The organism is Corallococcus llansteffanensis (assembly GCF_003612055.1).
Lineage (GTDB): Bacteria > Myxococcota > Myxococcia > Myxococcales > Myxococcaceae > Corallococcus > Corallococcus llansteffanensis.
The window spans coordinates 1-9,572 of sequence record NZ_RAWB01000386.1; the positions used below are offsets into that span (position 1 = coordinate 1).

Here is a 9,572-nt window from a genome sequence, read left to right on the forward strand (position 1 = left end):
CGCCGGTACCAGGGAGGACCGGGGACGCCCGGAACGGAACCGGGCGGGCTACCGGGTGCGCACGCTATGCCAGGGATCGCACGGGCTCTTCCGCTGAAGCGAGCGGGGGCCGACACACGAGGGGGTCCATCGTGAAGATCGTGATTCCGGGTGGCACGGGGCAGGTGGGCGCACTGCTGGCGCGGGCGTTCCTCGCGCGGGGTGACGACGTGGTCCTCGTCAGCCGGGGCGGCCACGGCGTGGCGCGCACGGTGGCCTGGGACGGCCGCACCGTGGGGGACTGGGCGCGGGAGGTGGACGGCGCGGACGCGGTCATCAACCTGGCGGGCCGCAGCGTGAACTGCCGCTACACGGAGGAGAACCTGCGCCAGATGATGGACTCGCGGGTGGACTCCACGCGCGCGGTGGGACAGGCCATCGAGCAGGCCGTGCGGCCCCCGCGCGTGTGGCTGCAGATGAGCACCGCGACGCTGTACGCGCACCGGCTGGACGCGCCCAACGACGAGGCCACGGGGCGCATTGGCGGAGACGAGCCGGGGGTGCCCGCGTACTGGAAGCGCAGCATCGACATCGCCCGGGCGTGGGAGCGCACGCTCGCGGAGGCGAACACGCCCCGGACTCGCAAGGTGGCGCTGCGCGCCGCGATGGTGATGAGCCCGGACCGCGAGGGCATCTTCGACGTGCTCCTGGGCCTGACGCGCCGGGGGCTGGGCGGCACCGCGGGCAGCGGGAAGCAGTTCGTGTCGTGGATCCACGACCGGGACTTCGTGCGCGCGGTGCGGCTGCTGCTGGAGCGAGAGGACCTCGACGGGCCGGTGAACCTCGCGGCCCCCCATCCCCTGCCCCATCGGGAGTTCATGTCGAAGCTGCGCGAGGCGGCGGGCATGGGCGTGGGGCTGCCCGCGACGAAGTGGATGCTGGAGATTGGCGCGTTCTTCATGCGCACGGACACGGAGCTGCTCCTGAAGAGCCGCCGCGTGGTGCCCGGGCGCCTGTTGGACGCGGGCTTCACCTTCGAGTACCCCGAATGGGGAGCCGCTGTGCGAAACCTCGTCGAGCGCTGGCGCAACGCCGGGCCCGAGCGGAGCTGACCTGTGTCCTCGAAGAAGGTGCGTGTGCGGTGGCTCCGGGTCCTCGCGGCGGTGCTGGCCGTGGGCGTGGCGGGCTTCGGGGTCTTCACGGCGGTGCGGGGCCTGCGCACGGCGAGCGCCCTGGTGCATCCGGCGCGCACCCCGGTGACGCGTCCCTCCGGGCCGGACGCGCTGACGGGCCTGGAGGACGTGTCCTTCACAGCGGCCGGGCAGGTGCTGCGCGGCTGGTACGTGCCTTCGCGCGATGGCACGGCGGTGGTGCTGGTGCATGGCTTCGCGGCCAACCGCACGCAGCTCCTCTTCGAGGCGGGCGTCCTGACGCGCTCGGGCCACGGGGTGCTGCTGTTCGACCTGCACGGCCAGGGGGAGAGCGACGGCGACGCGATTGGCTGGGGCGACAGCGAGCGCGAGGACGTGCGCGCGGCCCTGTCCTTCGTCCGGGCGCGGCCGGACGTGACGCCAGGACGGGTGGGCCTGTTCGGCTTCTCCATGGGAGGCACGACGGCCCTGCTGGTGGCGCAGGACGACCCGCGCGTGAAGGCCGTGGCGGTGGCGGGTGCGTTTCCGGACCTCGCGCGGGACATGGGCTCGCACTACGGACCCAGCACCTGGGCCGTGCTGTGGGGGCTGCGCCGGGCGGGCATCGACGTGGAGGCCGTGCGGCCGCTGGACGGGATGTGCAGGCTGGAGGGACGGCCGCTGCTGCTCATCAACGGGGGCAGCGACCCGGACGGGCCCCAGAAGCTGGGGGCCAGTCTCTACCGCGCGGCGTGTGAGCCCAAGCAACTGTGGGAGGTGCCGGAGGCGGCCCACGGGGAGTACGCCCAGAAGGACCCCGAGGGCTACGCGCGACAGCTGCGGGAGTTCTTCGACCGCTCGCTATGAGCGGCGGGCCTGAGCGACGAACTCTCCCCGGGAATGGACGCCGGTCTTGATGAAGATCGCCTTCACATGCTCTCTCACCGTATGCAGGGAGCGATTGAACTTGTTGGCGATGTCCTTGTTGGCGGCGCCCTGCTTCAGACAGTCCGCCACCTCAAGTTCCTTGTCGGTGAGCAGCTGGAGCCAGTCGGCCCTCATCCAATGGGAATGCTCCACGATTCGAACCTCCCACAACAAACGACCGTTCCACCGCACCGGGGACCGCGTGAACGTCGCCTGCAACGTCTTGCCATCCAGGCCCTTCACCAGGGAGGCCTTCTCGGCGTCCGGGGTGCCCTCCTGGGTCGACAGGTGATTCACCCACTCCATCCACGCCCTGGGCACGCCGTGGTGAAGCTCATGGGGCGCGAACCACTTCTCCAGGAGGGCAGTGGCTGCGTGCGTGCGCACGATGTCCCGGCGATGGGGCAACACGAACAGCGTGGCACCTGGCTCGGCCGAGACCGTCTTCAGCAGGTCGTTCTCCAGACGCAACGAGTAGAAGCGTTGGACGCTGCTGACCGCGCCCTTGATGTCCGGTGTCACCTCCTGGAGCAACCGCTGGGCCTGGAGCGGGAACGGCCGCTGGGTTTCGCGGTACACCGCGATGCCACCCTTGAGCCCCTGTTGTCCCTGCATGAGCAACGCCGCCAGCACGTGCCGCAGGTTCAGGTCCACCGCGCGACTGCGCTGATAGGTCTCCGTGTCCTCCAGCGCCTGGCCTCGCAGCATCTGCGGGCCGCTGAGCACGATGTTGGGTTGGGCCATGGTGGCCTGGAACACGAAGCAGCGCAGCGCCCATTCAGGATAGTCCTTGAGCAGGGGCATCGCCGTGCGCGTCATCCACTCCAGCCCGGCGGAGCCATCCAGGTTGGCGAAGCCGAGCGCGATGTGGTCCGCCCCACAGAGCTGGGCCAACACGTCCGCGATGACCGTATGGATGTCTTCGTAGCTCTGGACCTCAATGAGACCGCTTCGCATCTCGCTGATCAATCCCTGCTCACGCGACGCGAACTTCAGTGCTCTACCCATGGTGGGTACCTCCCCCGTGTCTCAATACCTCGCAAGAATGACATGGCCGGGACCCATGCCCATCCCCTCCAGGAGGTATGTCCGCCATGACACCCTCGCCCGCCCGCTGGCCTTTCGCCGCCGGAGTCCCCGCTGGACGCATCCCCCCCGGGCAGGTCAGCCTGGACCACCACCCTGGAGGACCCACCGCGCATGGCCATCCCGCCGAACCCTGACGCCCGCTTCCACATCGAGGTCATCAAGCTGCTGCTCCAGGTGGCCACCAGCGATGACCGCGTCACCCGCGAGGAGATCGATCAGATCATCGACACCGCACGCGGGTTCAGCGTGTCCCTGACGGAGCTCAGCGCCCTCACCCGCTGCCTCCAGGAGGGAAAGCCGCTCCCTCCCCCGAACCTGGGCCTGCTGAGCGACAACCCGAAGGCCGTCATCGACGCCGTCCACAGCCTCATCGCCGGGGACGGCCAGGTGGACGAGGCCGAAATCGAGATGATGCGGCAGATCCGCGAGCTGCTCGGAATCGCCCCCTAGGCCGCCACGAACTGCCGCTCCACCAGCCGACGGTAGAGGCCGTCCTGGGCCATCAGCGCCGCGTGGCTGCCGCTCTGCACCACGCGGCCGGACTCCAGCACCAGCACCCGGTGGGCGTTGGCCACGGTGGACAGCCGGTGCGCGATGATGAGCGTCGTGCGGCCCTGCATCAGCCGCTCCAGCGCGTCCTTCACCAGGTGTTCGCTCTCCGCGTCCAGGGCGGACGTCGCTTCGTCCAGCACGAGGATGCGCGGATCCTTCAGCACCGCCCGCGCGATGGCCACGCGCTGCTTCTGTCCGCCGGACAGCTGCACGCCCCGCTCCCCCACCTCCGTGCGGTAGCCCTCCGGGAAACGGCCGATGAAGTCGTGCGCGTTCGCGGCCTTCGCGGCGGCCTCCACCTCCGCGTCGGTGGCATCCGGGCGGCCGTAGCGGATGTTGTCCGCGATGGAGCAGGAGAACAGCAGGGGCTCCTGCGCCACCGCGCCCAGGTGCCGGCGCAGCCAGCCCGGATCCAGCGTGCGCAGGTCGTGGCCATCCACCCAGACGCCTCCCGCCAGCGGGTCGTACATGCGCGCGAGCAGCGCGGCGATGGTGGACTTGCCTCCGCCTGAAGGCCCCACCAGCGCCACCACCTCACCGGGCGCCAGCTCCAGGTCCAGCCCCTGGAGCACCGGCACATCCAGCCGCGAGGGATAGGCGAAGCGCACGCCCCGGAACTCCACGCGCCCCTCCAGGACGGGCAGGCGCACGCCGCCCTCCAGCGGGATGGCGGGCACGCGGTCGATCATCTCGAACACGCGCTCCGCGGAGCCCGACGCGCGCATGAAGTCGCCCCACAGGTCCGTCAGCCCGCTCAGCGCCGTGGACACCAGCAGCGTGTACGCGAGGAACGACGTCAGGTTGCCCATGGACAGCTCGCCCCGGAGCATCAGCCGGCTGCCGTACCAGAGCACCAGCGCCGCGGCGAAGAGGCCCCCAAAGCCGCTGCCCGCCATGAAGGCCGCCGACAGGCGCGAGCGCTGGTGCATCAGCGACAGCACCTGCGACAGGCGGCCCCGGTAGCGCCCCACCTCGTGCCGCTCGGCGGCGAAGGCGCGCACCGTGCGGATGCCGGTGAAGACCTCGTCCGCGACCCCCGTGGCGTCCGCGAGCGCGGCCTGCACCTGGCGCGACGCCTGGCGGATTTTCCGCCCCACGACGACCCCCGCGATGGCCACCGGCGGCACCACCCCCAGCATCAGGAGCGCGAGCGACGGCGACGTGTAGAAGAGCATCGTCAGGCCGCCCACCGCCTGCGCCCCGCTGCGCAGCGCGGTGGCGATGTTGTTGCTGACCGCGTGCTGCAACACCGTGGTGTCCGCGGTCAGCCGGCTCGTCAGCTCGCCCGTGCGGCGCGTGTCGAAGAAGGCCACCTCCTGGTCCACCAGCCGGGCGAACAGGTCCTCGCGCAGGCGCGCCACGGTGCGCTCGCCCGCGGTGTTGAAGAAGTAGAAGCGCAGCGCGTCCGCCACCGCGCGCACCGCGAAGACGACGGTGAGCACCACCGCCGTGCGGTCGATGAGCCCCTGGTCCTTCGCGCCCAGCGCCTCGTCGACGATGACGCGCAGGGCCTGCGGGAACACCAGTGACAGCACCGTGGCCACGACGAGGAAGAACAGCCCCACGCCCAGCGCGCGCCGCTCCCTCCAGGCCAGGCCCAGCAGGCGCCGCGCGGAGACGGGGGCGGCGGCCCCGGGCGTCGTCGTCGTCACCGGAGGAACGACTCCGCCTGCCCGTAGGGCATGTCCGCGTCCAGCCCCTCTTCCCGGCAGTACGCGAGCAGCTTGCGCGACTCCACCAGCTGCGGCGACTGCTCGTGGTAGCCCATCACCATCACGTGCCCCAGCCACGGCTCCCGGCCCATGGCGTAGATGCGCACCTGACGCGGCTTCAGCCGCTGCACGATGTCGATGGCGCGCGCCGCGTTGGAGCCGTTGAGCCGCCGCGACTGGTCCATCTTCCGGGACAGCGGCGCGGGCAGGAGCGGCCCGTACATCCAGCTCAGCGGCCCGCCTTCCGACTCCATCCCCAGCCACATCATGTCGATGGGGCCCACGTGCCGGTGCACGTGCTCGTACAGCCGGGGCTCCAGCGCGTTGGAGTCCGCCGCCATCAGCAGCGACTTCCCCTCCAGCCGCACCAGGTGCGCAAGCTTCCCCCGCACGTCCAGGTCGCCGTGCTCGCCCAGGAAGGGCAGGCCCAACAGCTCCCCGCCCGGCACCGGCAGCGACTCCAGCTCCGACAGCGTCACCACGTTGCGGAAGCCCGCGTGCTGGAGCATCAGCCGCAGCGACGGGTCCACCAGCGCGCCACCGCCGCCCGCGGGCACCACCACCGTGCCGATGCGGTGGCGCAGCTGGAGCAGCGGCTCGAACATCAGGTGGTCCGCGTGGCCGTGCGTGAGCACCACGTAGTCGATGCGCTCCGGCAAGTCCGCGAAGCTGTAGCGCGGAAGGTCGCTGGGGAAGTCGTAGCTCACCACGGGGTCGGTGAGGACGCTGACGTGGCGCGACTCGATGAGCACGCACGCGTGGCCGAAGTAGCGCACGCGCACCCCGTCGCCGTCGTAGCGGGGGGCGGGCCGGGGCGGCTCGGGCGTGAAGAACGAAGCGAAGGTGTCCCCGTCCTGGGGCGGAATGCCCAGCGCGTCGCGCACCGGCTCCAGCGGGGCCGGGGTGCGCCGCATGGCGAACAGCGCGTCCCAGGCCTCGTGCCGGAAGGGCAGGCGCACCTGGAGGCTGCCATCCCGCGTGTCCTCCAGCCGGGGCGTGCTGAAGACATACGGGCGCGCGTCCCCGTGGATGAGCCGCAGCGACAGGCTCTGCGAGGACTCGCGGTGGAAGGGGCTCTTGTAGAGCAGCGACTCGAAGAAGCGCGGCGAGGCGCGGTTCTTCAGGTCATAGGTGAGCTCCACGTAGCCGCGCAGCAGGTCCGGCACGCGCGGGTACAGCTCCTCCAGGGAGAAGCCCTCCGCGGAGGCGAGCAGCGCGTCCAGCTCCCGCATCGCCTGCGCGTACCCGAGCGCCAGCGCCTCCTCCTTCAGCGTGCGCTCCAGCAGCGCCTTCACCTCCCCCACCCGCTCCACGCCGCAGTTGAGGTAGGGGCCGCCGCGCAGCGCCGGGCTCTTCAGCGCCGCGACGTGGATGGCGGGGTTGGCGACGAAGGACTCCATGATCTTCACATGGAGGTTCGCGACGAAGAGCGGCGCCGTCATGGGCGACGCCAGGAACCACCACGCGTACCACTGGTTGTGCAGCGGTTCCGCGACGACGTTCTGCTTCAGGTACAGCGGGGGGCGCGACATCCACACTCCTTCAAGAAGGCTTCACGCCGCGGACGACGCACGGTCGCCGCGGTGACGCGCCAGACGCGCCAGGGACTCACGGGCCGCCTCGCGCAGCGCCAGGTCCACGGGCTCCGAAGGCTCCGGAGCCTCCACGAGTCGCTGGAGCGCACGGGACACATCCTCGCCGGGATAGGCGATGTCCCCCAGCCGCCGGGCCGCCAGCACCCGGTCCTCCACCCTGCCCCGCGTCACCTCCGCGAGCAGGAAGTCGCGGTAGCGCGCGAGGAAGGCGTTCTCCGCGTCGAGCATCCGCGCGCACGCCTCGCGCAGCTTCGCCCGCGCCGCCGCGTCGTCCGGCACGCGGTAGCCCCACTGCTGGCGGCTGGCGAAGATGGACTCGTACAGCGGCGTCCAGGTGTCGTGGACGTGCTCGCGGTGCGCCTGGATGGCGTCGCGCTTGGAGAAGGTGTGGCGGCCCGCGTCCAGCGCCACCGCCGCCGTCGCCATCCGGCACGCCAGGGTGACGAGCTCCTTGAAGCCCCGGTGCAGTTGGCCCTGCGCGTCCATCACCTCGCGGTAGTCGTACCCGTACAGCTCGCCCCGGGCGTCCGGGTACTCCAGCGGGAAGCGCAGGGGCGCGTCCTCGGCGCGGGCGCGCGCCCGCTCGATGAACCTGTACGGCTGGTGCATGCAGTGGCGCGTCCACGCCTCCAGCGGCATCAGGGGGACACGGTCGCGCACGTCCTCGCCCGCGATGAGCAGCGCGTTCTGCTTGAGGTTGACCTCGCCCTCGGCGACGAGCCGCGCCTCCTCCACCGCGTTCAGGTCCAGCGGGTAGCGGGCCAGGGGCCCCACCGCCATGCGGAAGCGCTCGAAGCGAGCCTCCTCCCCGGGCAGGAACGTGTCCTTGAAGACGAGCGTGAGGTCCAGGTCGCTCTCACCCACCGCCTCGCTCGTGGCGTGGCTGCCCACCAGGTAGCAGGCCCGCACGCGGCCCGGGAACGTGAGCGCGTACAGCCCCACGAAGCCGAACAGCACCGCGTTGACGCCCATGTCCTCCGTCAAGCCGACGAGCGACACCTCTTCGTCCAGCGCTCCGTCCATCATGCGCTCACCTGGAGGGGGAGTTCCTTGTGCTCGGGCGCGCCCGCGAGCCTGCGGGTGAGGCGGCGGCGCACGACGTCCACGTGCTCGCGGAAGAAGTACAGGTTCTCCGCGTAGGCGAGCGGCACCGCGATGCGGTTCACCTCGCGCTCGGCCTCCTCCAGTCGCTTGAGCATGTCCTGGAGCATCTCCTGATCCGGGTCCTCCTCCAGCTGGATTTCAATCTCCTTCAGCCGCGCGTACCAGCGGTGGATGCGCGAGCGCACCCGCCACAGGAACGCCGCCGGCACCGCGCGCATCAGCGGCACCACCACCGCGATGATGGGCACCAGCATCACCCACAGCCGGTCCACCAGGTTCGCCGCCCAGAACGGCAGGTAGCGCTGGAGCAGCGGCACGCCGGACGCGTAGAAGCGCTTCGCCTCGCTGCTCAGGGGGAAGCCCGCGGCGAGCGGCGCGGGGAACTCCCCCGTCTTGTCCAGGATGCCCGCGGTGCCGGAGATCTCACTGGCCGCGCGCATCAACAGATACGCGAGCGCCGGGTGCAGCGTGTCGCGCGCCAGCAGCAGCGCGTTGGGCGCGAGCAGCTGCACGTCCTGGTCCGGCACGTCCTCCGCGAAGTCGAACACGCCTCGGGGCAGCACGTGCTTCGACAGGTACGGGTAGCGGCGCGTGTAGGCCTCCGCGCGCGTGAAGCTCATGAGGTGGACGTCCTTCGCGGCGGCCAGCTTCTGGATGCGCTTCGACTCCGCCGGGGACACCAGGAACACCGCGTCGACGGTGCCCTTCATCAGCTCGTCGATGGCCGCGTCCCGGTCCAGCGGCAGCAGCTGCGTGGGTGCCGCGTCCACGCGGTTCGCCTTCAGGAGCGTCATCGCCAGGGCGCGCGTGCCGCTCTCCTCCGGGCCCACCGCGATGCGCTTGCCCGCCAGGGAGCGCACGTCCTCCACGCGCTCGCCCCGGTAGAAGACCCAGAGCGGTACATAGGAGAGGCTGCCCAGCGACACCACGTGCTCCGGCACCGCCTGGTCCTTGCCGCCCGTCGTGCCGCTCTGCGCGAAGGCGATGTCCACCCCGCTGCCCTCCGCGGCCAGCAGCTCCACGCTGCTGACGGAGCCCTTCGTGGGGCGCAGCTCCAGCGTCACGCCCTGCTCGGCGAGGAACTTCTGGTAGCGCTTCGCCATGTAGTTGAAGCCGCCCTCCTCCGGCGCCAGCGCCATCACCAGCGTCTTGGGCGGCGCGGGTTTGACGAAGTAGAGCGTCACCGCGAACGCCGCGGCGACGAGGAGCACCGCGGGGGCGATGGCGAGCCACAGGTCGCGCCGCAACGTGCGTTTGATCTGCGCTTTCAGCGTGTCCGTCTTCATGGGGATGCGCAGTATACCGACCGCGCGGTGCGAGGCCCTGCCGTACACCGCGTCGGTCCAAGCAGGCGAGCTTGAGCCCTACCTGGGGGTACTTGGCGGATCCCCTTGCGCGACGCACCCTCCCTCCCAGGCCTGTTTGCAAGGGGTGTGGCATGGGTTGGCGTGGCGGGTGGCTGGTGTCCTTGCTGGTGGTGGGGG

General features: G+C 70.9%; 8 protein-coding genes. 3 read left to right on the forward strand and 5 right to left on the reverse strand.

The window, feature by feature from the left end:
* Positions 1-131: 131 nt before the first annotated feature.
* The gene (locus D7V93_RS29165) at positions 132-1,091 is read left to right on the forward strand and encodes an epimerase (RefSeq protein WP_120646502.1); all 960 of its coding nucleotides are present in this window, start codon (positions 132-134) and stop codon (positions 1,089-1,091) included.
* 3 nt (positions 1,092-1,094) lie between these two features.
* Positions 1,095-1,976 carry an alpha/beta hydrolase gene (locus D7V93_RS29170; protein WP_120646503.1) on the forward strand — a complete coding sequence of 294 codons (882 nt, stop codon included), beginning with the start codon at positions 1,095-1,097 and terminating at the stop codon, positions 1,974-1,976.
* Here the strand turns inward: D7V93_RS29170 and D7V93_RS29175 are convergent.
* On the reverse strand, positions 1,971-3,044 hold the full coding sequence (locus D7V93_RS29175; protein ID WP_120646504.1) for a helix-turn-helix transcriptional regulator: 1,074 nt from the start codon (positions 3,042-3,044) through the stop codon (positions 1,971-1,973). The two genes, D7V93_RS29170 and D7V93_RS29175, sit on opposite strands and share 6 nt — an antisense overlap.
* A gap of 192 nt (positions 3,045-3,236) precedes the next feature.
* Between D7V93_RS29175 and D7V93_RS29180 the strand changes: the two genes are divergently transcribed.
* A complete protein-coding gene (locus D7V93_RS29180; protein WP_120646505.1) occupies positions 3,237-3,575 on the forward strand; it encodes a TerB family tellurite resistance protein in 339 nt (112 codons plus the stop codon).
* Here D7V93_RS29180 and D7V93_RS29185 read toward each other — a convergent pair.
* The 4 genes from D7V93_RS29185 to D7V93_RS29200 are packed head-to-tail and all read right to left on the reverse strand — an operon-like array spanning position 3,572 to position 9,374.
* Positions 3,572-5,329, reverse strand: coding sequence for an ABC transporter ATP-binding protein (locus tag D7V93_RS29185; RefSeq protein ID WP_120646506.1), 1,758 nt, complete (start codon positions 5,327-5,329; stop codon positions 3,572-3,574). The two genes, D7V93_RS29180 and D7V93_RS29185, sit on opposite strands and share 4 nt — an antisense overlap.
* Complete coding sequence (locus D7V93_RS29190; RefSeq protein ID WP_120646507.1) at positions 5,326-6,921, reverse strand: MBL fold metallo-hydrolase; 1,596 nt, start codon at positions 6,919-6,921, stop codon at positions 5,326-5,328. The genes D7V93_RS29185 and D7V93_RS29190 overlap by 4 nt, the downstream gene beginning before the upstream one ends.
* A gap of 21 nt (positions 6,922-6,942) precedes the next feature.
* The gene (locus D7V93_RS29195) at positions 6,943-8,010 is read right to left on the reverse strand and encodes a nucleotidyltransferase domain-containing protein (protein ID WP_147451390.1); all 1,068 of its coding nucleotides are present in this window, start codon (positions 8,008-8,010) and stop codon (positions 6,943-6,945) included.
* Positions 8,007-9,374 (reverse strand): TAXI family TRAP transporter solute-binding subunit, encoded by a 1,368-nt coding sequence (locus D7V93_RS29200; RefSeq protein WP_120646509.1) that lies wholly within the window; start codon positions 9,372-9,374, stop codon positions 8,007-8,009. The genes D7V93_RS29195 and D7V93_RS29200 overlap by 4 nt, the downstream gene beginning before the upstream one ends.
* Between the last annotated feature and the right edge of the window lie 198 nt (positions 9,375-9,572).

Coding starts and splice junctions, on each gene's coding strand:
- D7V93_RS29175 (WP_120646504.1), bottom strand. CDS start 3,044: ATGGGTAGAGCACTGAAGTTCGCGTCGCGTGAGCAGGGATTGATCAGC.
- D7V93_RS29180 (WP_120646505.1), top strand. CDS start 3,237: ATGGCCATCCCGCCGAACCCTGACGCCCGCTTCCACATCGAGGTCATC.
- D7V93_RS29190 (WP_120646507.1), bottom strand. CDS start 6,921: ATGTCGCGCCCCCCGCTGTACCTGAAGCAGAACGTCGTCGCGGAACCG.
- D7V93_RS29195 (WP_147451390.1), bottom strand. CDS start 8,010: ATGATGGACGGAGCGCTGGACGAAGAGGTGTCGCTCGTCGGCTTGACG.
- D7V93_RS29200 (WP_120646509.1), bottom strand. CDS start 9,374: ATGAAGACGGACACGCTGAAAGCGCAGATCAAACGCACGTTGCGGCGC.